Below are 25,114 nucleotides of genomic sequence, written 5' to 3' on the forward strand. Positions count from 1 at the left end.
CGCCGCGTTGAAATGCCTCGCTCCTGCGGCCTCACACTCGCCAGGAGGCACAAGTGCGGTCTTATGTAGCAAACGCACCAAAGGCCCCCCGCTGATGCCGGGGCTAGGTCTGCTTGTCCTGCTTTTCGCGTCGCTCTTTATCGCGAGCGGACCGAACTATGCGGCGGTAATCGACAATCCATCCGGACTGAAGGCCGGGAACCGCTTCATCTCGACCGTCAAGATTTTCCCCACACGCACGGCGGTCTCTACAACGGGTCTGGATGGTCCAAACATGAACAAGAACGGCGTGTCCATATCGATGTTGCCGGTCTTAACGTCGAAGACGGTTTGATATTCAAGGATGCCTTCCAGAACAAACCCCAAGCCGCCTTCGTCCTTGGCCTTTGGGGGGCTGCTAACAACTCCAAGCGAAAAGTCGTCCTCGCTGCCTGCGCCGATCAGTTTCGCAATGCGTACTTTGGCAACGCTCATGCCAGAGATGTCACCAGTTGGTTTTTCATCGAACACAACGCCTGTGGATCTGTGGAAATCAGCCGTGACATCGAATGCCGGACTATTGCCAGCGTTTCTAATCCTAAGGATCAGTTCCGGGTCTATTCCGCCTTTGAAAATGGCTTTCCCGCTAATTACGGAGAGATAGGCGCGGGTTTGAGCCTCGCCCATTTCGCGAGTGATGCCGATAGCGTCTTCCGCCGCCTTGGCGCTTCGTTCGGCCTGAATGGCACCAGTTTCGGTATGCTTGGCGGCCTCTCTCGGATACAGGGCAGCGGCTATAGCGGCGAACAGAGTGAAAGCTCCCACAACGGTACCGGCGAAGATCAGCCAGTAGGAGCGCATGGTCCAATCCGCCGACTCCTTGGCGGCATCGGCAGCCTTCCATTGGGCGCAAAGGTCGGAATTGCGATTGTCTTGTCCGGCCTCGCAGGGTGGATTGGGGTTTTCGGGTTTGTTGGCGCTCTCGACTGGAGGCTGACTTACTGGCGGCGGACTGGGCGCGGTCTGCTTGTGTTGTTCGGGCTTAGCCTGTTCTGCCTGCCCGCCGCTTTCTGGTGGTGAAGCGGCTCCGAGTAAAACTACTCCCATAGCCGCAATGAGGATGCCCCGATAGCCTCTAAGCATTGCAGTAAAAACGCAGCACTAAAGCCCCCCCGGCTTATTTTGTTGTTTAAGTTACGCTCCGTCTCGTGAATGTCCATAGTCGCCAATTTTTCCGCGAGCTGGGCATAGGTGACGCCCTTCCGCTTCAATTCTGACTTCAAAAGGTTCTTGGCTTTCGTCTCGTATTCGACGGTCTGCGGGTCCTCCTTGCGTGCCATATCCTCGCCTCAAAAAATACCATCACATTCGATGATATATGCCCTTGTATTTGATTGATGAAAGTCGCATATACGGTGAACAATATCACCGGATATGATGACAATGGCCCAACACTTCCTCCTTTCCGCCGAAAGCCGCACCCTTTCTCAAAAGAGATTTCAAGGGCGGCGAGGAAAAGGCTTACGACACGTTCAAGCGCCTTCGTTGGGCTTCGGCGCAAGGCGAGCCTGTTTGCCCGAAATGCGGATGCCTGGATCATTACGACATTCCGACCCGTCGCAAGTTCAAGTGCGCCGCTTGCGGTGCGCAGTTCTCGGTTACGAGCGGCACAATCTTCGCCTCGCGCAAGCTGTCGTTTGTTGATCTGCTCGCCGCGATCTGCCTGTTCGTCAACGGAGCCAAGGGGCATGTCGGCGGTCCAGTTCTCTCGCGATCTGGACGTTCAATACAAGACCGCGTTCGTGCTGGCTTACAAGCTGCGCGAAGCCCTGTCGGCTGAAACCAAGAACGAAACCCTCAAAGGCGAGGTCGAGGTTGATGGCGCATACTTTGGTGGCGTGGTGCGCCCTGAGAACCGCGTAGAGGACCGCAAGGACCGCCGCATGAAGGAGAACCAGTCAGACCGCCGCCGCGTTGTAATCGCCCTTCGCGAGCGCGCCGGCCGCACTTTGACGTTCATCCGTCATCGCGAAGAGCGTGTTGATGGCGTGTTCGTATCGGTCGAGCGAAGGATAGGGGCAACTCTCGGCATCCCCGGATTTTATGGGAACCCACCAAAAAGAGCGCGCGGGAAGTTGGTGCTTTTGCTACATAAGACCGCACAAGTGCATCCCCATGCCTGACTGGCAGTGCGCTTCGCCGCAGGAAGAGTCCCGTTACTTTCCCGGCCTGGCAGGGCAGCTTGTCTCGGCGCCGCTGAATTCCGATCTGCAAAGCGGCCTCATCCCGTCACGCCCTGTGAAAAAAGGGCAGGAGGGCTACGGCTTCCATTTCAGCGTCAGCCGCTGAACGCTTGAGCCGGCTCTACGGCTATTCGGCTGGGGTTTTCCGAAGCTTTTCTAACACAAAGAGCTTGCCCTGGCGCACGGCGTACTCGATTGATTGCGCCTTCGCCAGATGTGCCGCAATCGAGCTGGCCAGCATGCAGCCCGTCCCGCGCATCGATGCGGCAAGACGCGGCGTGTCAAAGCGGACTGGTTCGTGATCGGGGCGCAACAGAATATCGGTTGATTGCGGTCCCGATGCATGGCCGCCCTTGATCAGCAGAGCCCGCGCGCCGGCTGTCAGAAATTCCTGGCCTTGCCACACTACGCCGTCCTCATCCACTGCCCGCTCCGAGCCAACAAGGAGTGCCAGCTCGAAGAGATTGGGGGTGACCAGACGGCAAAGGGGCATCAGGTCGCGTTTCATGGCGGCGATGGCGCCGGCTTCCAGGAGCGCCCGGCCTGACGTCGACGCCAGCACCGGGTCGAGCACTGCCGGCACCTGCGGGTTTTCGCGCAGCACTCCGGCAACCGCAATGACGATCTCCACCGTGGCGAGCATCCCGATCTTGATGGCCGCCACTTTGTTGGCCTGCAACCCCGCACGCATCTGACCGGCCACCAGACCGGGTTGCATAGAGTGGATTTCCATGACCGCATGGTGCGTCTGCACCGTTAGCGCGGTGACAGCAAGGCAGGTGCGCACGCCAATGGAAGAGATCGTCTCGATATCGCGTGCTATTCCGCCTCCACCGCTGGAGTCAGATCCGCCGACCACGAGCACATGCGGTTCTCGCCTCAGCGCCATGGCTTTGTCTTTTCGATCCATTCTCGCGTGCGCGCTTCGGGATCGGCATTCAACGTGATGTCGGTGACCACCGCCGCGCTGTCCGCACCAGCCTCGAAGACACCGTCGAGCCGGTCGGGGTTGAGGCCGCCAATGGCGACCAATGGGATCGGCGCCACCCGATGCTTCCACTCGCTGATCCGCTCGAGCCCTTGCGGCGCCCATTTCATCTGCTTCAGGACGGTGGGATAGATGGGGCCGAGCGCGATATAGTCGGGCTCGGCAGCGATGGCCGTTTCCAGTTCTAGATGATCGTGCGTGGAAAGCCCGAGCTTCAATCCGGCGTACTTAATCGCCAGCAGGTCGGCCGCAGCCAAATCCTCCTGGCCGAGATGGACGAAGTCGCAGCCTTCCTCAATTGCCGTGCGCCAATAGTCGTTGACGATCAGTTGGCAACCATGGACCGCGCAGACGCCGTTCGCGCGGCGGATTTCCGTCCGCAGCGTGGCCTCGTCCCTATCCTTGATGCGCAACTGAACCAGCTTGACGCCAAGCGGCACCAGGCGTTCGATCCAGGCGGCGCTGTCGACGATCAGGTAGAACGGATCGAGCTTCATGAAAAAACCGCCCTGCCAATTGTCGGCGTCGACGGCACGGCGACGTCGCGCGGTTCGAGCATTCCCGAGCTGAAAGCTTCACGACCGGCCTCGACCGCCTTGCCGAACGCACGCGCCATGCCGACCGGATCGGCCGCCTTGGCGACCGCGGTGTTCAGGAGTACGGCGTCAAAGCCGAGCTCCATGACGGCTGCCGCGTGCGATGGCCGTCCGAGCCCCGCATCCACGATCAGCGGAACATCAGGGAAATGTCCGCGCATCGAGCGCAGCGCCGTGATGTTGATCGGTCCGAGAGCGGAACCGATCGGTGCGCACCACGGCATCAAGACCTTGCAGCCCGCCGCAAGCAGCCGCTCGGCAACGACAAGGTCGGCGGTGGTATAGGGGAATACAGCAAAACCGTCCTCGCACAGGATGCGGGCGGCTTCGACCAGACCGAAAACATCCGGCTGCAGCGTGTCATGGTTGCCGATCACTTCGAGCTTTACCCAGTTCGTACCGAAGACTTCGCGCGCCATTTGTGCGGTCGTGACCGCTTCCTTGACGGAGTGGCAGCCAGCAGTGTTGGGCAGGATTCTGACACCAAGCGAGCGGATCAACGACCAGAATTCTTCGCCAGCCCTGCCGCCTGCCATTTCACGGCGCAACGAGACGGTCACCACCGCCGTGCCCGAAGCCCTGACTGCATAGGCAAGGATGGCCGGCGAAGGATATTGAGCCGTGCCAAGAAGCAGGCGCGACGGAAGCTCGGCTCCATAAAGCTCGATCATGGCCTAGCCGCCCTGCATGGGCGAGAGGATTTCAATCCGGTCGCCGTCGTTCAACTGGAATTCCGCCCGGTTGGATTTGTGCACGAGGTCGTTGTTGACGGCGGTCGCGAGCCAATCGCCCTCATAGTCAAGCGCGGCAAGCAGCGCCTCCAGCGTTGTGGCGGCAACCTCATGCGCTTCGCCGTTGACCATCAGTTTCATGAGCAAGCTCCTTGGTTCTGTCTTGACTGAAAACCAGGTCGGCAGCCTGGCGCGCCATGGCGGGAGCCAGGAGAAAACCGTGACGATAGAGCCCGTTGATCGCGATGATTTCACCGTTCGTTTCGACGCGCGGCAAATTGTCGGGAAAGGCTGCGCGGACGCCGACACCGGTTTCAACGATCTCGGCCTCCCCAAAGGCCGGGTGGAGGGCATAGGCGGTACCCAGCAGCTCCATCATGGAGCGCGCCGTGACCGGTCCGCCGGACTGGCTTTCAATCATCGTCGCACCAATCATGAAACGGTGGTCGGTGCGCGGCACTGCGTACAGTGGAAAGCGCGGATGCAGCAGCCTGACAGGGCGCGACAGCGACATATCAGGGGTACGCAGGGTGAGCATTTCGCCGCGAACGCCGCGCAGCCAGTCATTTTGTGCCGCCATTCCCGTACAGTCGATCTGACGATCGAAACCAAAAACATGCTGGGCGTCGGCGCCGAAGTGGAATTCAACACCCGTGGCCGCGAGCTTGTCATGAAGTGCTGCCATCGCCTGGCGCGGATCAAGATGGCCCTCAGCGGGGAAGAGCAATCCGCGGCGGAAGCGGCCGGCTAAGTCGGGCTCCAGCAAGGCAATTTCATCTTCCTCGACGCGCCGATAGCCCGTCGTGCGGCTGGCGAACCGGTCGAGCTCGCCCACATCGCGCGGCGCGGCCAAGACCAGCGTTCCCCGTCGTGCTACCAAGCCGGGCGTTGCGGCGTCCCACCAGTCGGCGGCGTCACGTCCGAGATCCAGCACCGGCTGCTCGGCGCTTTCACGCTCGCACCACGGCGCCAGCATGCCACCGGCGAACCACGACGCATTGCCCCCAAGGGCAGGCCTTGTCTCGGCAACGGTAACCGCCGCGCCGCGTGCGGCGAACTCGAAGGCGGCGGTGAGGCCGGCAATGCCGGCCCCTTTGACCAAGACCTTCATGATGGCTCACGTGGCTGAGGTATGAGCGGTGCGCCGGTCTCGTCCGCCGGCAGGTAGAGATCGCCGCCCTCGCGGTATTTCGCCGCCATCGCCGCCATGCCCTCTTTCTGTGCCTCGGCGCGGATGTCGTGGGAGATACGCATCGAGCAGAATTTCGGCCCGCACATCGAGCAGAAATGCGCCACCTTGTGCGCCTCCTTGGGCAAGGTCTGGTCATGGAAGGACCGCGCCGTTTCGGGATCGAGCGACAGGTTGAACTGGTCCTCCCAGCGGAACTCGAAGCGCGCGCGGGAAAGCGCATCATCCCTGACTTTCGCTGCCGGATGGCCCTTCGCCAGGTCGGCGGCGTGGGCGGCTATCTTGTAGGTGATCACGCCGATCTTGACGTCGTTGCGATCGGGAAGGCCGAGATGCTCCTTGGGCGTGACGTAGCAGAGCATGGCGGTGCCGAACCAGCCGATCATCGCGGCGCCGATGCCTGAGGTGATGTGGTCGTAGCCCGGCGCGATGTCGGTCGTCAGCGGTCCGAGCGTATAGAAAGGCGCCTCGCCGCAGACGGCGAGTTGCTTGTCCATGTTCGCCTTGATTTTGTGCATCGGCACGTGGCCAGGCCCCTCGATCATCACCTGGCAATCCTTCGCCCAGGCGATCTGCGTCAGCTCGCCAAGCGTTTCCAGCTCGGCGAACTGCGCCGCGTCGTTGGCATCGGCGATCGAGCCGGGACGAAGGCCGTCGCCGAGCGAGAAGGAGACGTCATAAGCGCGGCAGATGTCGCAGATCTCCGCGAAGTGCTCGTAGAGGAAGCTTTCCCGGTGATGGTGCAGGCACCATTTGGCCATGATCGAGCCGCCGCGCGAGACGATACCCGTCACCCGGTTGACGGTCAGCGGGATGTAATGCAGCCGCACGCCGGCGTGGATGGTGAAATAGTCGACGCCTTGCTCGGCCTGTTCGATCAGCGTGTCGCGGTACACCTCCCAGGTCAGATCCTCGGCAATGCCGCCAACCTTCTCGAGCGCCTGGTAGAGCGGCACCGTGCCGATCGGCACCGGCGAGTTGCGAACGATCCATTCGCGGATGTTGTGGATGTTGCGGCCGGTCGACAGGTCCATCACCGTATCGGCGCCCCAGCGGATCGCCCACACCATCTTTTCGACCTCTTCGGCCATCGACGATGTGACGGCGGAGTTGCCGATGTTGGCGTTGATCTTGACCAGAAAATTGCGACCGATGATCATCGGCTCGCTCTCGGGATGATTGATGTTGGCGGGAATGATCGCGCGTCCGCGCGCCACCTCGTCGCGCACGAATTCGGGTGTGACGAAATCGGGCAGCGTCGCGCCGAAAGCCTCGCCGTCGCGCTCAAGCTTTCCGCGCAGGATCTCGCGACCAAGGTTCTCGCGGATGGCGACGAACTCCATTTCGGGTGTGATGACGCCGGCGCGCGCATAGGCAAGCTGTGTCACCGCCTTGCCGGCCTTGGCTCTGAGCGGCCGGTTGCGAACGGGAAACTCCGGTGTCAGGCGTTCGCCCACCGCGAATCCGTTGTCTTCCGGCCGGACATGGCGGCCGTCATAGGCTTCGACATCGCCCCGCGCGATAACCCATTTATGGCGAATCCGCGCGAGGCCCTTTTCGATGCTGGTTTCGACTGTCGGGTCGGTATAGGGGCCGGACGGATCGTAGACGATGACGGGCGGTTCGCCCGCCGTCGGATGGACGGAGATTTCGCGCATCGGCACCCTGATCTGCGAGTGGATGGTACCGAGCTTGTGGATTTTCCGGGAGGCGGGCAGCGGTCCCGTCGACACTGCGGGGGTGAGGGCATTCATCTTGAGCTCCTTTGCTCATGCATTGGAGACCCAGTTCTGTGCCGGAAGGATGAAAAGACGCTTCTGTAGACCTGCCGAAACAGGACCTCGGGCGTAAACTCCCGCAAAGCGCTTGCACCGTCCCTACGCCAGTATGAACTGGATCAGGTTCAACGGGTCACTGCGCCGCGAAAGCCAGCAGTATCTCAGCCCCTTGCCGGGACTCCCCTGGTGAATGCCTCAGGTTGAACGGGCCGGCGCGGCTTTGTCAAGCGCATTTGGCCCGCCCACTGTCAAATCAAGGACCGCGTCGTCTTCTTGGCAATCAGGCATCTGCCCCTGCTCTGTTCCACATCCTATTTGGGTGCAAGGCCACCACTCAGCGGAACCCTCAGAGAAGGAAACCGTCCAGATTTGGCTAGACTGCTCGACGATAAGTCCAGAGCTGTGCCGGCGGTATGTTGCGGACGACGAAGTCATAGTGGGAAACCACGTAACGGTCTGGCATCTTGATCACCGGCGACAGAGGTCCGTATGTGATCTGAATCACGGGCCGGCCGGCAGGAATACGGGCGAGCAGATCCTCAACCAGCGCGACACGCTGTTGCATTGGAAAGCTCAACAGCGGGACTGCACTTATAACGCAATCGAACTGTTCACCTTTGCGCTCACCCAGAGCTTCGTCCAGCGCAAATGCGTCGCCCAATCTGAAGTCCACATTCGGGAAGCGTTGCACCAGGCCGTCGTAGAAAATCCTGGAATATTCGACTGAAACCAGCTGGTGCGGCTTGATTCCCCTAGCCAGGATCGCCTTTGTGATGACACCGGTTCCCGCGCCAAGCTCCAGAATTGGCAATCCTGACCGTGGGTTCACCACGCTTGCCATCCGGCGTGCCGCATAAACCGAAGTGGGAATAAGGGCTCCCACGCCCTTCTTGTCCTTCTGCCAGCCTTTGAAGAATTCAACTTCTTCCTCAAACCTTTTGCCGAGCCGCTCCTTCAGTCGCAAAATCATATCTTCTCCTTGCGTCAGCCGCTTACCCAACGTCATGAATTTGGCAAAGCGCGTTTTGGCCAATCTCGACACCCTTTACAAGCCCGTTAAGACTGCTTGCGTGTCACGACGCGGTCAGCATGAATTGCCCCTTAACGCACTTTCATGTTTGCTGGGCCTATGTCTCGCCCTCGCTTGCTGCCCGAAAAAAGTTTCCCGAGCTATGCGTATCTGCCCGGCAAATATCCGCATCCGGTGCGTGATCCTTTGGGCCACAGTTACCGATCAGATCCGGTGACCGTCGCCGTTGGCGAAGCGCTCGGCTCAGATGTGTTTCTCTGGGGAATCGACCTTTTCAACCACGGTTACTACTGGGAAGCCCATGAAGCCTGGGAGCCTCTCTGGCAGGCTGCGAAACAAAGCGCTCAGCACCGCCTGTTCTTCAAGGGACTGATCCTGTTGGCGGCGGCCGGCGTGAAGATCCGTGAGGGAAAGCGGGTCGCTGCGGCGCGCCATGCGACAAGAGCTGCAGGGCTTTTTCGTCAGGTGGTGAGAGTGCCGGGCGGCCTGTTTGAGAAAGCACTGGGAATGACACCCGCCGCGCTCGCTGAACATGCCCAAGCGATCGTAGCTTACCCGGTTGTTCTGCGGGAGCCAAAGCCTGCCCAGCCTGAGCCCGTCTTTGATTTCATACTCGCACCAGTATCCGAGAGCGTTTGATCGGCAATTCAGTGGTCCAAGCTAACTTTGTCAGCAGGAAACGGGGCCTTTGAAAACCGCTCACCACCCGCATGCGTCACAAACAATAAGAGTGCAGTAATGTTTATAGGCAACTCGCGGCCGCTTCGATGTCGATGGTCTGAGGGTCGGGGCTGACCGGTGGCGCTCGTAGCCAATCGATTGATGGCAGAGATGCCGGCCGGGCTTCAATGACGGGGATGGCGAAAAGCTGAGTGCTCGGGCTTGCGGGCCGAGCTTGTCGGCCGCTCGATGGAAAGGGTCATTTGAGGTGGGGTCTCGGCCGCGTGCAGCTGAAAGACACGCTCGTCCAGTTCCTTGTCCACTTCCGTCAGACGATGATTGAGGCGAAGGTAGTCCGTCCAGGTCGGCGTGCGNACGCTCGTCCAGTTCCTTGTCCACTTCCGTCAGACGATGATTGAGGCGAAGGTAGTCCGTCCAGGTCGGCGTGCGAAACGTCTCTGTCCAATGCATAGGCTTCTGCAGGTTCCGCTGGAGCGTCCAGTTCCGAGCACCGACGCGGCTGTGTACATGGCGCCGCTGCCGCATGAGGTCGAGGAAGGCCTCGAGATTTCTCTCGGCTATCAGATATTCGATCTTGACCACGATCGGGCCGCTCCAGATCGGAAGAGCACACGTCNACTTCCGTCAGACGATGATTGAGGCGAAGGTAGTCCGTCCAGGTCGGCGTGCGAAACGTTTCTGTCCAATGCATAGGCTTCTGCAAGTTCCGCTGGAGCGTCCAGTTCCGGGCACCGACGCGGCTGTGTACATGGCGCCGCTGCCGCATGAGGTCGAGGAAGGCCTCGAGATTTCTCTCGGCTATCAGATATTCGATCTTGACCACGATCGGGCCGCTCCTCGGCTTCAAGTTGAGAGAGACAGCTGGGGCATCGAATTCCTCCAAGGGATCGGGCTCGGAGTCGCGGCGCTCTCGAAGAGGAAAGAGAACGCCGGCTGCAGCGACGATCAACAGGGCTCCAGCGGAGCCCTCCAGCGCCCAGGTCAACGAATGGTTTTCGGCCACCGTGGGTGCGGATTGTTCCGCGAATCTGAAAACTATGGGGTCCATCCGTGGCGTACGGCCGACCGCTGGCCTTCATCGCGGCAGTCGCCGCCCGCCGCCTCAGATGCCGCCCATGCAGAGGTACTTCATTTCAAGATAGTCTTCGAGGCCGTGGCGGGAACCTTCCCGCCCGATGCCGGACTGTTTTATCCCACCGAAGGGCGCGGCTTCTGAGGACATGCGTCCTGTGTTGATCCCCACCATGCCATATTCCAGCGCCTCGGCCACACGCCAGACACGCTTCAGGTTCGAAGCATAGAAGTAGGCGGCGAGGCCGTAGATCGTGTCGTTGGCCTCACGCACGGCCTGATCGGCATCCTCAAAGCGAATGATCGGCGCCAAGGGTCCAAAGGTCTCTTCTTGCGCCACCATCATTTGCCTTGAGACGTTGCTGAGGATCGTCGGCTGGAAAAAGTTGCCATCGCTGCCGATCCGGCCGCCGCCACATCGGATCGCGCCACCTTTGGCCAAGGCATCGGCAATGTGAAGTTCGATCTTGGCCAGTGCATGCCCGTCGATCAGCGGACCGATGGCGGCACCTGGATCGAAGCCGTCGCCGACCTGAAGCTCACGGACACGCTCCACGAATTTGGCGACGAATTCGTCATGAACGCCCGACTGGACGTAAAGCCGGTTGGCGGAAACGCAGGTCTGGCCGGCATTGCGAAACTTGGCCTGGATCGCACCGTCGACGGCAGCATCGACGTCGGCATCATCAAAGACAATGAAAGGCGCATTGCCACCCAACTCTAGACCGACTTTCTTTATCTGGTCCGAGCACTGGCGCATGAGCAATCGGCCGACCTCGGTCGAACCGGTGAAACTGATCTTGCGGACCTTGGGGTTGGAGCAGAGTTCGCGGCCGACCGTATTGCCTTCGGAGGCGTAGATGAGGTTGACGACGCCTTCGGGAAAGCCGGCAAGATGGGCCAGAGCAAACATTGCACCCGCCACCAGCGGCGTCTGTTCAGCAGGTTTGAGCACGATGGTGCAGCCGGCGGCGAGAGCCGGCGAGATCTTGCGCGCAACCATTGAGGCGGGGAAGTTCCAGGGCGTGATCGTTCCAACGACGCCGATCGGCTGTTTGATCACCAGCATGCGACGGTCTGTAGAGGGCGGCGAGATCGTCTCACCATAGATGCGATTAGCCTCTTCGGCGTACCATTGCAGATATGCGGCCGCATGCGCCACCTCAGACTTCGCTTCGGCCAGCGGCTTGCCCATCTCCGCAGTGAGGATCGCTGCAAGATCGTCGGTGTGGTCGACGATCAGTTGGTGCCAACGCCAGAGGATGTCGCTGCGCTCGCGCGCGGTCAGTGCGGCCCATTCAGGTTGCGCCACATGAGCTTTGTCGATCGCCGCGCGCGTCTCCTCAACACCCATGTCGGGCAGTTCCCCGAGCACCTCGCCGGTCGAAGGGTTTGATACCTCGAAGGTCCGCTCGCTTACTGGCATGCCAAGAGCCGGCACCCGGTCAATGGCTCCGAACAGCTCGCGCGATTTCAGGTGGCGAAGCATTGGCTCGTACAAGGGCAACGCGAATCCTCCTCGATGCAATTGGCGTGTCACACGACTTTTTGGTTTATCCGCTGGCCTAGGATTTCGCATAGGGCCTCAGTGAGGGGCCACTAGACCCACTCGAATCCACTCAACCGAAACTGATGTCAGTTGTGCGAAACAGTCCGACCATTTCTCGAAACAAGGAGATCGAATCCATGTCGTTGCTCGCGCACTGGAGGGCAAATCGTGTCCTGCCGCGCTGTCAAATATTCCAACTGGTTTTTGCAGTCCAACCGCCCCTGAACGCGCTGGAGCACTGCGCGTCTTTTTTGCGGAAATAGAAGTGCCGAGGTCAGATTTAAAGCTGCCGCAGCGCTCAGTTCAGCAGGGCTATCCCTGATCTATGGCCTTGCTTTGATGGTGGGAGCGCTCTTTGCGGACCATGTCGTACGACTCGATATACGCCATCTCCAGGAGGTATCCTAGGAACTGCAGCCTGTGAGACCCCGCGATCTGATTCAGTTCGCTGAGCATTGCGCTGATGAAGGCAAGCGCCTTGGCCCGGTCGGATCTCAATCCCTTGTCGATCATCGTACGTCCCCACTTCCGCAGATTGCTCCTATATGGAGCGCGCTCTATTCAGTTCAGATGCTTGTGGATGCATGCTTCGATAGGCACGTCCATGCCGATGTCGAGGATTGGCGCGCTGTGCGTAAGCCACCCAATAGAAATGAGGTCGACCCCGGTTGCCGCTACGGCTGGTGCCGTTGCCGGCGTTATGCGACCCGAGGCCTCGGTGGTCGCGCGGCCGTCGACCATTGCCACCGCTCGGGTCAGTTGCTTGACGGACATATTGTCCAGCAGGATGGCGTCGACCTCGGCGCCTAGCGCGATCTCGAGCTGGTCGAGCGTGTCGACCTCGACCTCGACCTTGACCATATGGCCGACCGCGGCGCGCGCCCGCTCAATGGCCGTGCGGATGTCGCCGGCAATGGCAATGTGTTTGTCCTTGATGAGCACGGCATCATCCAGCCCGAAGCGGTGGTTGGCGCCGCCGCCGGCGCGCACGGCGTATTTTTCCAGCGCGCGTAGGCCGGGCGTCGTCTTTCGCGTGCAGACGATCCGTGCTTTCTGACCGCGCACCGCCTCGACGATCTCGGCCGTTGCCGTCGCAATGCCGCTGAGATGGCTGAGAAAATTGAGCGCTGTACGCTCGGCCGCAAGCATTCCCCGCGCCGGTCCACTCACCCTTGCAATGGTTTCACCCGCCGCGATCCTGCTGCCGTCCAGACGTCCAAAACGTATGTCGATCGACGGATCAACAAGCATGAAAGCGTAGGCTACCAGATCAAGACCGGCAACAACGCCAGACTGCCTGGCTCTGAACGCAAAGGCGGCCTTGCAGTCAAAGGGTATAATCGCATCGCTGGTAAGGTCACCGGCTTTGCCCAGATCCTCAAGTAGAGCGCTACGCACGATCGGCTCGATCACGATCCCGGGAAGGGGTGGAGGTGACGTCATCAGGCACCTCGTTCCGCGGGCCGCAGAATAAGTTCGGCCGCAACCGTCATTGCTGAGGCGAAGGTCAAGCGCGAAGACCGGGCCTGCGCCCTGCGTGTGGGGAAGTCCGACCTACAATGCGAGCCGCGGCTTTCCTCGCGCCGAAGCGCTGCAATGGCGATCATCAGCGCGATCAAAGCAGGGTCGGAAGCGCCAGTGTTGCGAACCGCGATCGGCAGCAGCGTTTCCACGGTGTCGGATAGTGCTTGCCCGTCCCGTATAACACCGAGCCCATTGGAGACCGCGTGGCAGACGGAGGAGGGGTCGGGCTGCGGGGGTGACGTTGCGACAAGCCTTGGCCACTGCCAGCCTGCAGGAGCGGCAGCTACGCTTTGCGCGACCCACAACGAGGTCGTCACGGCCTCGGTTTGCGAGTTGCTGGCAAGCCGGTTCGCCCCGTGCAGACCGGTGCAGGCAACCTCACCGCAAGCCCACAAGCCCGACACCGTGCTGCGGCCCGCGGCATCCACTGCCACGCCGCCCATGTGATAATGTGCCGCCGGGCGAACCGGAAGCGGCTCAACGGCAGGATCGATTCCGGCGTCCCGGCAATGCCGGGTCACAACTGGGAAGCGCTTGGCGAACTTCTGGCCGAGGGACTGCCGGGCATCAAGGTAAACACGATGTCCGGTGCCAAGCTGCTGCCATACGGCCCGTGCCACGACGTCGCGCGATGCCAGCTCGCCGCCAGGCGTGTCGCACAGAAAGCGGTGCCCGCACTCGTCGATCAGCACTGCGCCTTCGCCGCGAACCGCTTCGCTCACCAACGGCATCGGCCGCTGCGAAACGTCGAGCGCCGTCGGGTGGAACTGGATGAATTCCAGATCGGCGAGTTCCGCACCGGCGCATGCGGCGAGCGCCAGGCCGTGCCCGAATGAGCCGGCCGGATTGGTCGTGTCTCTGAACAGGGCGCCGATACCGCCGCTCGCAAGAACCACGCGGCGCGTCGGAAATATAATCGCCTGTCCACCTTTTGCCGCCACAACGCCGCTGACCGCCCCATTTTCCACAATGAGCCGGCGGGCTTCCATGCCTTCCAGAATTGTGATCGAAGGCGTTCGCTTCACAGCGATGATGAGCGCGCGTACAAGCTCGCGGCCCGTAGAGTCACCCCCGGCATGGACGATCCGGCGACGGGAATGCGCTGCCTCGAGCCAGAGCCGCAGTGTCCCGTCCCACGAGCAGTCGAAGGCGACGCCCAAGTCCATCAAATTCTCGATGGCTCGGTCCGCCGCATTCGCAACGCGTCTGACCACACTCTCGTCGCAGAGGCCATCACCTGCAGCAAGCGTGTCTGCAAGATGGAGGTCTGGACTGTCGTCAGCGCCGAGGCTTGCCGCCAGCCCGCCTTGCGCGAGTGTGCTGGAGGTTTCGGTCCCGAGCCGCGTCGGGGACAGAAGGTAAACGGGATGCGGCGCCAGATGAAGCGCGGTCATCAGCCCTGCAACGCCAGCGCCGATGATCACGGGCGCTCCCCTGATGTCGCCGACGTCTGGCGTCATACGGCAAGCATCCGCTCGACCGCACGCCGAGCACCATCAACCACTCGAGCATCGATGATCACGATGTGGCGGGTTTCTTGCAGCGCCGTGCGAATGTTGGCGAGCGTGATACGCTTCATATGCGGACAGAGATTGCAGGGGCGCACGAACTCGACGTCGGGGTGGTCGATGGCCACGTTGTCGCTCATTGAGCATTCGGTCATCAACACGACGCGCGCAGGCTTGTGCCGTCCGACGAAATCCGACATCGCCGCAGTTGAGCCGGCGAAATCGGCAACCGCGACAAGTTCCGGCGGGCATTCAGGATGGGCAAGCACGGTAACGCCAGGGTAGGCATCCCGCAGCTCGCGAATGTCGGCTGGCGTGAAGCGCTCATGCACTTCGCAATGACCGTTCCAGGCGATGATCTCGACCGAAGTCTGTGCCGCGATGTTCCTGGCCAGGTATTCATCGGGCAGCATGATCACCCGCTCAACGCCAAGCGACTCCACCACAGCCAAAGCGTTGCCGGAGGTGCAGCAGATGTCCGACTCGGGCTTCACGGCAGCGGACGTATTGACGTAGGTCACGACCGGCACGCCAGGATAGCGTTGCCGCATCAGCCGCACATCGTTCGCAGCGATCGAGTCAGCCAGCGAGCAGCCTGCGCCGAGATCTGGAATGAGCACCGTCTTGTCCGGATTGAGGAGCTTCGCCGTCTCAGCCATGAAATGCACGCCGGCGAGCACGATGATGTCTGCATCGACGGTCATTGCCTTGCGGGCCAGCGCCAGGCTGTCGCCGACGATGTCGGCCACGCAGTGGAAGATCTCCGGGGTTTGATAGTTGTGCGCCAGGATAACGGCGTTGCGCTCGCGCTTTAGCGCCAGAATGGCCTCGACGTCGTCGCTGAAAGCCGCCCATTCCACTCGGGGGATGACGTGCTGGACGCGCTGATACAGGGACGCGGCCGAAGGTATCGTCCCGCTCACCGGCGCCTCCCGTTTATAATCCATTCGACTATAAGGGGTATATATCTAGGTTGACTATAAGCGTGTCAACCCCGGGCCAGAGGCAATTTTGTCCCCGCAACGGCAGTTTCATCCAGCACGACATGGCGAAACTGATAGAGCTTGGCCGGGCGCCCGCCCGTATCCAGAGACGTCTCGCCAGTCTCCTCGACCAGTTCTTGCTGCTCGATGAGCCGGCGAAAGTTAGGCTTGTTGATCAGCCGGCCTGCCAGGGCTTCCACGGTCCGTTGCAGCTGCAGCAGCGTAAACACCGGCGGCATCAGCTCGAAGACGACTGGCCGGTATTTGATCTTCGAGCGCAAGCGCGCAAGGCCCGTGGCCAGGATGCGGCGATGGTCGGCAACCATCGTTGTCCCGGCTGTTGAGTCGGATGCGATCGACCGTTCGTCGCGGGTGGCCTCTGCCACCAGACCCGCCTCGTAAAGCAGCTCATAGCGCTGAAGCGCCAGCTCTTCATTCCAGGGGCGCTCGTCGAGCCCGAAAGCAATGGCAGCCCGCCGCCGCCGCTCACTGTGCGTCGCAGTTTGCTTGGCATCGGCCGCCCAGGCAAGCAGACGCGGCTTCAGAACATCCGCAATCAGTTTCGGTGTTCCGAGGCGGTGGTCCTCCCACGGAAAATAATCGTACCAGCTCCGCCAGGCACAGGTGGATGCGCCGGTGGCATGTTCCTTCCGGGTCAAAGCGAGATAGCTGATGGAAATGACGCGCTGCTGGCGCCCGTCGGCGCGGTCGGCATCAGCGAACGTATAGAGCTGCTCAATATAGCCGAGGGGATGACCAGTCTGCTTCTCGACCCACGCCCTTAGACCTGACTGCAGCGATCGATGCTCCAGCGCGAACGGCCCCGAGGGCAGGCAATCCCCCTGCCCGATGGTGAGGACCGCTGGTTCACCGTCATTGACGGACACGACAACGGCAATCAGCTCCGCTTCGACTTGCTTGGCCTTGGCGGCGGCCCTACCGTTGCGTGTTGCTTTTGGGCGATCTTCCATGGTTGCCTGGGTTGGGCAGAGTTTTCCCTGCGAAGCATCCTAATCGATTTAACCAGCGTGTAACAGGCCATTTCGCCTGTCAACTCGGCTGCTCTATGAAAGGCTTAGACCTTCGGTCTACACCCGGCATGTTTCAGAAGCGACGTTCGCGGCACCTGACCCTGGGGCAGCGCAAGTAAGCCGCGCTCGGCGGTCCGAGAGGCTCTGCCATTGTGGAGTGACCGGGGCCTCAAGTAACCCTGCACGGGGGCGGGAATCCTCGAAGATAGCGGGCGCCGGCTACGTGGCTCGACCCCACGTATTATTGGCAGAGATAGAGCTTAAATTGGACGCCGATCGAGGGTCAGTTTTGGAAACGATGACGTAATTGCTGCCGTCGCTCCTTTGAACGAAGATTCGGCTGACGGCAAAAGCCGCCAACCATTGAGATCGAGGAGGCCGCAGTGAAGCAATATGTCGGGCTGGATGTGTCGCAGAGGGAGACGAGCGTCTGTGTGGTCGACGATACTGGAAAGACGGTGTTCCAGGGAAAGGCGAAGTCCGATCCGGGAGCACTGACCGAGTTACTCCGCAAACGTGCGCCTCAAGCCGAGCGCATCGGATTTGAGACGGGCGCCATGTCCAGCTGGCTATGGCACGAGCTGAAAAGGGTCGGGTTGCCGGTCGTCTGCCTTGATGCTCGGCATGCAAAGGCAGCGCTTTCAGTGCGAATGAACAAGAGTGATGAGAATGATGCCCGCGGACTGGCCGAACTGGTTCGCGTCGGCTGGTATCGAGAAGTGAAGGTCAAGAGCGCAGAGAGTCAGGCCACCCGGTCCATGCTCGTCGCCCGGTCGAGACTTGTCGAGATCCGTCGCGATCTCGAAAATCAGACACGGTCCATGCTGAAGGAATATGGGCTGCAGTTCAGTCGATCGATTGGGTCACAGTTCCGGCGAAAGGTTTGGGAACTGGTTGCCGACGGCCATCCGCTTCGCCCTTTGGTTGAGGCGCTTCTGTCTGTCCACGAGCAGGCCTGCTGTGAACAAGAGAAGCTTGATCGGCAGGTCCGGCATCTCGCTCGTGAAGACGAAACCACACGCTGGCTAATGACAGTCCCCGGCATCTCTTCCCCTTCGCCCATGAAAACGTTTGTGGGATAGCCGGTCGCCTAGCTGAACTGTCCCGAGCCTGAATTCGACACTCTAGCGGGATCTGTCGAGCAACTCCTTGAGTTGCTCGATTGTCAGCATGGGCTCGCGTCGGTGGATCATCGCGTGGCAGTTCGCGCATACCGGCCGCAAGTGCTTCGTTGGTTTAACCTGATACTCCCTCCCGATCTTCTTCAGTGGCACGAGATGGTGTACATGGATAAACCCCTGCCCGTGCGCTCCGTATTTCCTGCCGAAATCCTCTCCACAGGCGACGCAAGCAAGCCCAAAGTGCCGCAGACACGCAGCTCGGGCTTCGACGTTTCGTTCATACGCGTTGACGAAGACCTTTGTTCTAGCGCCCTCCCAAAACCCGTCTTCATCGCCGACTTCATCAGGGAAAAGCTGACCGACTGATCCTGGCTGATCGGTCCAATATCGAATGTTAGGGCTTCCCCAGCCTCTTGGAGCCGGTTGGTAATCCAACTTCGCCAGCAAACCTTTCCGGGCAAATTTCGCCAGTGTGTGCGCTACACGGGAATAGGCACTGAAGTGGGTTTTCGCGCCAATGCCGCCAGCCCCATATTCTTCCTCAATCGCCCTCCACTTGCTTGGATGACGTTGGGCCAATTTCTTGATGAACTGCAGTGTGGAAAAAGGGCGTTGGGTGAGATGCTCGAGAACGTCATGGAATTCATGTCCCGTGATATCTGCTGCCAAAATGCGTTCCTTTGCAAAAATCGATCACGGCGCTCATCCGGCGCCACACGGTGTCAGCAGCCCCGAGCAAAGAATCCCCTGCTACCATTCGACAGGGCCGAAAGGGATTCCGCGGCGTTCCAGCTCAGCCTCGATTTCATCGCGGTGTTGTGCCCAGTCAGCGTATTCAGCTACCCCGTAGTATGGGTCGGTTTTTTGCGGGTTAGCGGCATCGGCTTCCGCAACTTTCTGAACAGACAAATGGAAAGATTTTAGCCCGTTGTCACTGAGCTTCATGATATCCATCGAGACCTCCCGTTTGTAACCCGACCGGAAGTAACCACACGTGGCGCTGACCGACAAGAAGCTCACAAACTCTGGCTATCAAATTTCCCCTAAAAGCCACGGCGGCTCATCCAGCAAAACGTCAATGCCAGTTGCCTGTATCAATTGTCTCGCTTTGGTCTGGTCTCTGACGAAGTTAAAGCCACCTCGGCGCTTCAAAACCGGGGATCGTGCGAGCGCACGCAACCTTCATGCGAAGATCGGTTATGTCCAGGGGGGTGATCTTGCACTGTGGCAGTAGAACGTAGAGGATGGATCACAGGCTTATAGCGACCGGGGATGCAATCGCCGACAAGCTGAGGTCGGAAGGGCCAGCGTGTTCTTCGGATGCCGTAGCCCTCGACTAGACGGCGGCTTCATCCTGGACCGGGTCAAAGGCATTTTCTGGAAAAGGCCCGGGATAGATGACCAATCCCGTCATTCGCCTTTTGCCCGGCATCAGCTTTAGAACTCTGGCAACGATCTCTAGCGCCGCAGTATATGCCGCCAGAGCCTCGTCGCGCAACGTCGCGATTTCACCGAAACGGGCTTCTGGGCTGCAACTTGCATCGATCAGGGACTTGCCCGAAAGGTTGCAGCTGATCAGTTTGGGTGACTGCCTTACGAGTTCATCCAGTTTATGCCCTTGTTTGGGATATGTTCCCGTTTCCCACTGGCGATTATATCCTTGACAAACCAAGCGGCATAAGGTAGAAAGATTCCAATAACTTAAGAACTTTCGCCATGCCCGTTCTCTCCCGCCCTCACTTCCGCGACGAAGCCGCTGCTTTCGAGCATGTCGAGGGTATGCTTTGGCCGTATGGCCCGGTCTGCCATCACTGTGGTTCAATGGAAAAGCCCTACAAGCTGGTAGGCGTTCGCACCAAGCCTTCGAAGAAAAACCCGCATGGTGTCGAGCGCCACGGCCTCTATAAATGCCGCGACTGCAAAGGCCAGTTCACTGTCCGCATGGGCACGGTCTTGGAAGAAAGCCACTTGCCGCTCACTACATGGCTACAGGCAATCCATCTAATGTGTTCGTCCAAGAAAGGTATCAGCGCCCATCAGCTGCACCGCACCTTGGAAATCGGCTACAAGGCGGCTTGGTTTCTGGCACACCGCATTCGCGAGGCCATGCGCTCTGGCGATTTCTCGCCCATGGGCGGCAACGGCAAGACCGTGGAAGTTGACGAGACGTATATCGGCCGTCTGGCTGGCACTCCGGTTAAGCGCGGCGGTGGCGCACACAAGAACTCTGTCGTCACGCTGGTTGAGCGTGGTGGCCGCTCCCGTTCGTTCCACGTCGATACGGCGCGCATTGGCACCGTGATGCCTATCGTTCGCGCCAACATCGCCAAGGAAAGCGCGTTGATGACTGACGAAGCTGGCATGTACCGCCGCGTCGGCCAGGAATTCTCCTCGCACGATGTCGTCACGCACTCCAAGGACGAGTATGTCCGCTACGAAGGCGAAAAGACCGTCCACACCAATACCGTGGAAGGCAACTATTCGAATTTCAAGCGCGGCATGAAAGGCGTCTACCAGCATTGCGGCGAACACCACCTGCACCGCTACCTTGCCGAGTTCGATTTCCGCTACTCGAACCGTTCGGCCTTGGGCGTTGAAGACAATGTTCGCTCGCTGATCGCCTTGAAGGGTGCCGCTGGCAAGCGCCTGACCTTTCATGGGCCTCGTTACAGCGAAGCATGATCACTACCGGAAGCCGGTCCAACTGACGCTACCGTTATGGAAATATGAAGTGCGATGGCGAAACAAAGGAGGAAGTTTCGGTAACGTAACGAAACCTGTGGACGGCGCGTCCATATAGGAAATTTCTTTACTATGTCAAGCCTAATGGAGTTGAAACGGCCTAAAACGCTATATCTTGATTCGTGAGCCCTGCTTTGGTCGAAGCTTCTAGTTCCACTAGGAGTACTGATGTAGGCCCTAGCGGGGCTTTACCGCTTCCTCATCGAATCATTCTTTGGGCACAAACCGCTAGTGCCGATATGGCTGCTCCCATCGGTCAAGGTGCCCGTTTGGCGTTCCTGTGTTCGCCCCAATGTTGAAATTCGGGTAAATCCCGCGAATAAGCCGGTTGATCTCTTTGTAAACTGCTTCTTTCGCCAAGGTGCGCTTGCCTCGCCTTTTCGCCCCGTCCGGTTTTGCCATATGCAGGTCGTTCAGTCTGAAGTACATAGATCCAAGAACTATGTCCAAACCTTGTAGGATGTCGTGCTCATGGGAGTTAACATGAGCAATTTGAGCTTTTGGAAAAAAACGCCGCAACCTGCGAAGGCGCTAGTCTGAGAAATACTACATATGTAATTGCGAAAGCGCTCTATCTTTTCTTTATTGTCCGGCATATCGTCGAGCAACGTTGTAATGAACGCGCGAGATCTAAGTACAAAAGACAATACTGGTTATCCCTATGCTCATTAGTTAGATTTTTCGGTTTGTGATAATTATGGATGAACATATGCGGATATTTATCCGGCCGCTCGCGACAAAAGTCGAAAACAGGCGAATGTACCCGATGTATTTCTGTTGGTATTCCTTCTAACCTTTGTCCACTTCATCTCCCCAAAACTATTGAGTTCCTCTTTCTTCTCACGAAGGACTTTTTCGATAGCCTGGCGATCAGCGGACTGGATCAGAGCGCTTCCATAAAAATTGGAAAAGTGCGGGCCTTTCTTCGAAGATTCACGGCAGTATATGGTGTAGTGCCTTTTAGGCATGCTCGAACCGAGGTGGTGTTGAAATGAACAAACAACCTAACCAACAACTCGGCAAGTTCAAGCGGGGTGCGCGCGAGCTCGAAACCGACCAGTCAGCGAAGGACAGACAGTATCAAAAGTTTGTCGAAAAGGCGCGCGAACTGGAAACCGACGAGTCAGAGGAAGTCTTTGACCGCGCGTTGGAGAAGGTGGTGAAGGCGCCGCCGCCCAAGGATGAGAAGCAAAAAACGTAAAGTTATTTTGCTTTTCGGCTATCCGAGCGAGTTACCTCGACCTCTACGGTTCTAATTGGCCGGTTCTTCGGTGACCGGCTGGATGGTTCGCCTGTTAGCTTTCCATCAATCGGGAACAACATTTCTGTTTGCCCTTCAGCTTTTTTGCGCGACCGCTTTGGCGATGAAAATGCCGGTTGACGTCCTGCCTCAGGCATATCGATCATGCCCGGCAAATCTACAGGATTGGCTCGAAAGAGCATATCAACGGTAAGAATTTGAAGCTTCGGGACGCGCTTGGAAGGTGGACCGACATCTCTTTCCGACGCGGCTTCCTTGACCATTGCTGGGGTTGGAGTGTCAAGACACACCAGAACGCCAATCTCTGCACCTTCGCGCTGTACGACAGACTTAAGTTTGTGGATGGCGTCGACGCCGACATGCAACCCACCCTTCACGGAAACAACGGCTCGATTTGGCTGCTCAAGACCGACGCGGTGATAGCGTATGATGCCATCAATCCCTCCATCTGCACCGGGGCGATCTTTGGGAATGCCGCCGAGCGAAAAGACGGCCCACTTTTGAAACTCCAACCAATCTCGGCCTGCGAGTGCTCTCGCGTCGTCAGCGTCCCTTGGGCGTCCGAAGATTTTGTAACTGTCCTTAATTGGTGGACCGAATGCTTTGACCAAGCGCCCTTCGATAACGTGAATTGCTAGATAGGTAACGTCTATCCCAATCCACCTGCGACCTAAGTTTTGCGAGGCTTCAATGGCTGTCCCGCACCCGCAAAATGGATCTAGAACAACGTCACCCTTATTGGATGATGCCAGGATTATGCGTTCCAGCAGCGCCAGCGGCTTCTGTGTCGAGTAGCCGAGACGTTCGTTGCCGGCGGGGTTGATTTTGTCGATGTCATCCCAAATGTCGCTGACCACCAAACCCTTCAATTCGTCGCGATATCTCTTGATCTGCGGCCAGCCGCCACCGGGCGGCCAATAGAGCTTGCCAGCAGCATCAAGAGCCTCAAGGTTGTCGGCGGTAAACTTCCAGTGCGCACCCTTGGCTGCCGGGTCAAACCCACGCCAAGCTTGACCAGATGAGCCTTGTCGCGTACCGGCAGCAGTCATGCTGTTGCGCCAATACAGGCGACCGTCGCCATCCTGATATTTGTAATATTTATCTAGGTAATCTTCGGCGTAATTGGTGCGCGGATTCGTCCACGTAAACACGTTGCTCTTACTGTAGAAAAATAGCACGTCATGGACAGGACCATAGCGTTTCGCGCTGTTGTGTGCGCTGTGTCTCTTCCAGATAATTTCGTTCTGGAATCGGTCTGGCCCAAAAATCGAGTCAAGGATCAATTTCAGGTAATGGCTGGCTGTCGGATCACAATGCAAATAAAGCGAACCTGTCGAATTCAATACGCGACGCATCTCGATCAATCGCACGGTCATCATGGCCAGATACGCCATCATATTGCTATTTCCAAAAACCTTCTGGAACGCGTCTAGAAGAGCGCCGGCTTCAAGATGTCTATCTGCCGTTTCGTCAATAGCGCGCTGCGCATCGCGTCCCCATTTCCATGTGTCTTCAAACGCATGCGACTGAGCTGGCGATGGACCACCTCGTTTCGTGCCGTACAGAACATTGTAGTTTGCGTTGGAATTGAACGGCGGGTCCAGATAGATCAGATCTACCGACTCTGCTGGCATGGCTCGCAGAACATCAAGGTTATCGCCGAAGTGAAGCTCATTCATAGCTTTTGCCCCCGGCAACAGAGTTGCAGGTTGCGGTTAACTATTTGAGAATTAAGGGTTTGTTAACGAATGACGGCAGCCTAGCCGGCCATTCGCCTACGGCTGGATAGCGCCATAAAGGGAAGCCCGCTGCCTATTCGACAGCGGGCTTTTGCGGACCTGGTTAAGGAGCTGCGGCTGCGTCCACGGGGAAATAACCAATGGCGGGCAGAATTAGTTCCCTACAATTTTATCTACTCCATACCGGCTGGTAGCTACTGCCGATGATCCAATCCACCAAGCCAGCCTCGATCCGCTCGCATCCGGTGAATTCATGTACCAGGCTCGTAGCCAGTTCGCGCCATTGACACTCAGGCGCACCCGTTTCCAAAACCAGAACGTGGAAGACCTTGCGGATAATGTCGGCATCGAACGCTGAGACGGCAACAGGAGCCGGGTCGGCATCTTCCCAACCGTGCGCCACGTCCTCGCGATGACGTTGACGAAGGCGAGTCAGCAGTTCGCGTGACGCTTGGATAGCCTTCCGAGATTGATCCATGTCCCGGCGAAGTGCGGCTCTTCCTGCTATGTAATGATGTCGCAACCTGAAGCTGGTTTCAATGACCGACTGTGCAATCTCTAAATGTGATTGTGCCATCGCGGCCTCCCTTCCAGCGAAGAGAGTTTTTTACACCCTTCGGGATGCCGTCTCAAAGGGAATCAACGTACAATTTTATCTAATGGGAGCGGGGGCCGGCCTGTCAGGACCATATTCCTATTTTCAATCTAGGTTTGTCTACGATATAATCGCCTTCCCACTGGACAATAGCTTTTAGGCACTTTTCGACCATCTGCTCAAAGCACCAGCGAGCATGCCCAAATGATATGCCGTCCAAAAGAGCCTTGATGCCGCGTCTAGATCTACCGAGGCCTCGGCTACCAATCGGTTTTGGTGATGTGTCAGCATTTCATCCTGGGCCATCATCACCCTCGCAAACTGAGCAGCAGCCCGCCGCTCGATGGCGAATACATTCCGCGGGGCTTGCGCCCGTATCGCGCGTCAACCCAATCAAAAATGTGCGCCGTAAGGTGACCTGATGAGGTGGACGGCCTCCGCTCCCGGCATCGCAGTGTGCCAAAGTGTGGCTGTCGAAAGTCACATGAGGGAGAGCCGTCCATGGAGAAGGTTAGCACCACCGGTCTGGATGTCGTCAAGCACGTGTTTCAGGTGCACTGCGTTGACGCGCAGGGCGCAGTGGTTGTCCGCCGGAAGTTGCGTCCTAGGATGTAGTCGCATTCTCTACATCCTTGCCGGCGTGCTTGATCGGCATCGAAGCCTGCGCAACGAGCCATCACTGGGCTCGTATCCTCACGGCTTTGGGGCATGAGGTTCGCCTGATGCCTGCGTCATACGTCAAGCCATACGTGAAGCGGCAGAAGAATGATGCTTC

Annotated in this window: 25 protein-coding genes, 4 pseudogenes and 1 riboswitch; of the genes and pseudogenes, 7 read left to right on the forward strand and 22 right to left on the reverse strand. The window is 58.8% G+C overall.

Annotated elements, in window-relative coordinates; translation table 11 throughout:
• Positions 1-156: 156 nt before the first annotated feature.
• Both X739_RS137405 and X739_RS137400 read right to left on the reverse strand, forming a co-directional pair.
• Positions 157-840 (reverse strand): hypothetical protein, encoded by a 684-nt coding sequence (locus X739_RS137405; RefSeq protein WP_023796526.1) that lies wholly within the window; start codon positions 838-840, stop codon positions 157-159.
• Positions 841-1,076: 236 nt separating this feature from the next.
• Positions 1,077-1,319 (reverse strand): DUF6471 domain-containing protein, encoded by a 243-nt coding sequence (locus X739_RS137400; RefSeq protein ID WP_023796528.1) that lies wholly within the window; start codon positions 1,317-1,319, stop codon positions 1,077-1,079.
• Between the two features lie 103 nt (positions 1,320-1,422).
• On the opposite strand from X739_RS137400, the pseudogene X739_RS01000000166885 reads away from it, so the two are divergent.
• A pseudogene (locus X739_RS01000000166885) lies at positions 1,423-2,003 on the forward strand (IS1595 family transposase); the annotation flags it as partial.
• A 151-nt stretch (positions 2,004-2,154) separates the two neighbouring features.
• Positions 2,155-2,328, forward strand: coding sequence for a hypothetical protein (locus X739_RS1000000169775; protein ID WP_023737084.1), 174 nt, complete (start codon positions 2,155-2,157; stop codon positions 2,326-2,328).
• A gap of 21 nt (positions 2,329-2,349) precedes the next feature.
• On the opposite strand, the gene X739_RS137395 is transcribed toward X739_RS1000000169775, so the two are convergent.
• From X739_RS137395 to pmtA, 7 genes are all read right to left on the reverse strand, one after another.
• On the reverse strand, positions 2,350-3,111 hold the full coding sequence (locus X739_RS137395) for a hydroxymethylpyrimidine/phosphomethylpyrimidine kinase (protein ID WP_023796530.1): 762 nt from the start codon (positions 3,109-3,111) through the stop codon (positions 2,350-2,352).
• The gene (locus X739_RS137390; RefSeq protein ID WP_023796531.1) at positions 3,102-3,707 is read right to left on the reverse strand and encodes a thiamine phosphate synthase; all 606 of its coding nucleotides are present in this window, start codon (positions 3,705-3,707) and stop codon (positions 3,102-3,104) included. Before X739_RS137390 ends, X739_RS137395 begins: the two co-directional genes overlap by 10 nt.
• A complete protein-coding gene (locus X739_RS137385) occupies positions 3,704-4,477 on the reverse strand; it encodes a thiazole synthase (protein ID WP_023796532.1) in 774 nt (257 codons plus the stop codon). Before X739_RS137385 ends, X739_RS137390 begins: the two co-directional genes overlap by 4 nt.
• A 3-nt stretch (positions 4,478-4,480) precedes the next feature.
• On the reverse strand, positions 4,481-4,678 hold the full coding sequence (gene thiS, locus X739_RS137380) for a sulfur carrier protein ThiS (protein ID WP_023768632.1): 198 nt from the start codon (positions 4,676-4,678) through the stop codon (positions 4,481-4,483).
• A complete protein-coding gene (gene thiO, locus X739_RS137375) occupies positions 4,647-5,648 on the reverse strand; it encodes a glycine oxidase ThiO (RefSeq protein WP_023796533.1) in 1,002 nt (333 codons plus the stop codon). The genes thiS and thiO overlap by 32 nt, the downstream gene beginning before the upstream one ends.
• The gene (gene thiC, locus X739_RS137370; protein WP_023796534.1) at positions 5,645-7,480 is read right to left on the reverse strand and encodes a phosphomethylpyrimidine synthase ThiC; all 1,836 of its coding nucleotides are present in this window, start codon (positions 7,478-7,480) and stop codon (positions 5,645-5,647) included. Before thiC ends, thiO begins: the two co-directional genes overlap by 4 nt.
• 102 nt (positions 7,481-7,582) lie before the next feature.
• Positions 7,583-7,699, reverse strand: a riboswitch (TPP riboswitch).
• A 178-nt stretch (positions 7,700-7,877) separates the two neighbouring features.
• Positions 7,878-8,474: a phospholipid N-methyltransferase PmtA gene (pmtA, locus tag X739_RS137365; RefSeq protein WP_023796535.1), complete on the reverse strand. Its 597-nt coding sequence runs from the start codon at positions 8,472-8,474 to the stop codon at positions 7,878-7,880.
• A gap of 174 nt (positions 8,475-8,648) precedes the next feature.
• Between pmtA and X739_RS1000000167425 the strand changes: the two genes are divergently transcribed.
• Positions 8,649-9,173: a DUF309 domain-containing protein gene (locus X739_RS1000000167425; RefSeq protein ID WP_245271035.1), complete on the forward strand. Its 525-nt coding sequence runs from the start codon at positions 8,649-8,651 to the stop codon at positions 9,171-9,173.
• A gap of 206 nt (positions 9,174-9,379) precedes the next feature.
• Here X739_RS1000000167425 and X739_RS1000000171020 read toward each other — a convergent pair whose 3' ends face one another.
• The 9 genes and pseudogenes from X739_RS1000000171020 to X739_RS137330 form a co-directional block, all read right to left on the reverse strand.
• A complete protein-coding gene (locus X739_RS1000000171020) occupies positions 9,380-9,517 on the reverse strand; it encodes a hypothetical protein (protein WP_245273987.1) in 138 nt (45 codons plus the stop codon).
• Between the two features lie 79 nt (positions 9,518-9,596).
• Positions 9,597-9,797 (reverse strand): annotated as a pseudogene (locus X739_RS1000000171025) (MFS transporter); the annotation flags it as partial.
• Positions 9,798-9,837: 40 nt separating this feature from the next.
• Positions 9,838-10,221: pseudogene (locus tag X739_RS1000000168915) on the reverse strand (MFS transporter); the annotation flags it as partial.
• A gap of 96 nt (positions 10,222-10,317) precedes the next feature.
• Entirely contained in the window at positions 10,318-11,793 is a 1,476-nt protein-coding gene (locus X739_RS137355; RefSeq protein ID WP_023796538.1) for an NAD-dependent succinate-semialdehyde dehydrogenase, read from the reverse strand.
• 354 nt (positions 11,794-12,147) lie between these two features.
• A complete protein-coding gene (locus tag X739_RS137350) occupies positions 12,148-12,348 on the reverse strand; it encodes a hypothetical protein (protein ID WP_023693535.1) in 201 nt (66 codons plus the stop codon).
• A 48-nt stretch (positions 12,349-12,396) separates the two neighbouring features.
• Positions 12,397-13,278 carry a carboxylating nicotinate-nucleotide diphosphorylase gene (gene nadC / locus X739_RS137345; RefSeq protein ID WP_023796539.1) on the reverse strand — a complete coding sequence of 294 codons (882 nt, stop codon included), beginning with the start codon at positions 13,276-13,278 and terminating at the stop codon, positions 12,397-12,399.
• Positions 13,278-14,819 (reverse strand): L-aspartate oxidase, encoded by a 1,542-nt coding sequence (locus X739_RS137340; protein WP_023796540.1) that lies wholly within the window; start codon positions 14,817-14,819, stop codon positions 13,278-13,280. Before X739_RS137340 ends, nadC begins: the two co-directional genes overlap by 1 nt.
• Positions 14,816-15,790: a quinolinate synthase NadA gene (gene nadA, locus X739_RS137335; protein WP_023796541.1), complete on the reverse strand. Its 975-nt coding sequence runs from the start codon at positions 15,788-15,790 to the stop codon at positions 14,816-14,818. The genes X739_RS137340 and nadA overlap by 4 nt, the downstream gene beginning before the upstream one ends.
• Before the next feature lie 65 nt (positions 15,791-15,855).
• Positions 15,856-16,821 carry a membrane protein gene (locus X739_RS137330; RefSeq protein WP_023796542.1) on the reverse strand — a complete coding sequence of 322 codons (966 nt, stop codon included), beginning with the start codon at positions 16,819-16,821 and terminating at the stop codon, positions 15,856-15,858.
• A 443-nt stretch (positions 16,822-17,264) separates the two neighbouring features.
• On the opposite strand from X739_RS137330, the gene X739_RS137325 reads away from it, so the two are divergent.
• Positions 17,265-17,963, forward strand: coding sequence for an IS110 family transposase (locus X739_RS137325; protein WP_023796543.1), 699 nt, complete (start codon positions 17,265-17,267; stop codon positions 17,961-17,963).
• A 42-nt stretch (positions 17,964-18,005) separates the two neighbouring features.
• Here the strand turns inward: X739_RS137325 and X739_RS1000000167430 are convergent, their stop codons facing one another.
• Positions 18,006-18,671: an HNH endonuclease gene (locus X739_RS1000000167430; RefSeq protein ID WP_023796544.1), complete on the reverse strand. Its 666-nt coding sequence runs from the start codon at positions 18,669-18,671 to the stop codon at positions 18,006-18,008.
• Positions 18,672-18,752: 81 nt separating this feature from the next.
• On the reverse strand, positions 18,753-18,956 hold the full coding sequence (locus tag X739_RS0136245; protein ID WP_023796545.1) for a hypothetical protein: 204 nt from the start codon (positions 18,954-18,956) through the stop codon (positions 18,753-18,755).
• Between the two features lie 762 nt (positions 18,957-19,718).
• Between X739_RS0136245 and X739_RS137320 the strand changes: the two genes are divergently transcribed.
• Together X739_RS137320 and X739_RS137315 are read left to right on the forward strand one after the other, a co-directional pair.
• Complete coding sequence (locus X739_RS137320; protein WP_023796547.1) at positions 19,719-20,684, forward strand: IS1595 family transposase; 966 nt, start codon at positions 19,719-19,721, stop codon at positions 20,682-20,684.
• Between the two features lie 1,051 nt (positions 20,685-21,735).
• A complete protein-coding gene (locus tag X739_RS137315) occupies positions 21,736-21,945 on the forward strand; it encodes a hypothetical protein (RefSeq protein ID WP_023796548.1) in 210 nt (69 codons plus the stop codon).
• A gap of 2 nt (positions 21,946-21,947) precedes the next feature.
• Here X739_RS137315 and X739_RS137310 read toward each other — a convergent pair whose 3' ends face one another.
• Together X739_RS137310 and X739_RS137305 are read right to left on the reverse strand one after the other, a co-directional pair.
• Entirely contained in the window at positions 21,948-23,684 is a 1,737-nt protein-coding gene (locus X739_RS137310) for a DNA methyltransferase (RefSeq protein ID WP_023796549.1), read from the reverse strand.
• A gap of 229 nt (positions 23,685-23,913) precedes the next feature.
• Complete coding sequence (locus X739_RS137305; RefSeq protein WP_023796550.1) at positions 23,914-24,321, reverse strand: hypothetical protein; 408 nt, start codon at positions 24,319-24,321, stop codon at positions 23,914-23,916.
• A 519-nt stretch (positions 24,322-24,840) separates the two neighbouring features.
• Between X739_RS137305 and X739_RS1000000168925 the strand changes: the two are divergent.
• A pseudogene (locus X739_RS1000000168925) lies at positions 24,841-25,114 on the forward strand (IS110 family transposase); the annotation flags it as partial.

The sequence above is a fragment of the Mesorhizobium sp. LNHC209A00 genome, from assembly GCF_000502915.1.
GTDB lineage: Bacteria > Pseudomonadota > Alphaproteobacteria > Rhizobiales > Rhizobiaceae > Mesorhizobium.